Consider the following 351-nt stretch of genomic DNA (forward strand, 5'->3'; position numbering starts at 1 on the left):
GCAGGCACCCCTTCTCCCGAAGTTACGGGGTCAATTTGCCTAGTTCCTTAACTGCAATTCTTCCGCCGGCCTTAGGATTCTCTCCTCACCTACCTGTGTCGGTTTGCGGTACGGGCACTATTTCTCTTTCTAGATGCTTTTCTTGGAAGCATGGAATCAAGCACTTCGGTTCCTTAGAACCTTCCCCATCACGCCTCAGAATTGTTAGAACGGATTTGCCTATCCTAACTCCCTAAACGCTTAGACTAGCATCCAATAGCTAGCACGCTCTATCCTTCTCCGTCACACCATCGATAATAACGATAATAGTGGTATCGGAATATCAACCGATTGTCCATCACCTACGCCTTT

At 47.6% G+C, this 351-nt stretch carries 1 rRNA gene; it reads right to left on the reverse strand.

Annotated features, from left to right (window positions below):
- Window positions 1-351, reverse strand: a 23S ribosomal RNA gene (locus INR60_RS17200); the annotation flags it as partial.

Source organism: Clostridium chrysemydis (assembly GCF_015234215.1).
Taxonomy (GTDB): Bacteria; Bacillota; Clostridia; order Clostridiales; family Clostridiaceae; genus Clostridium; species Clostridium chrysemydis.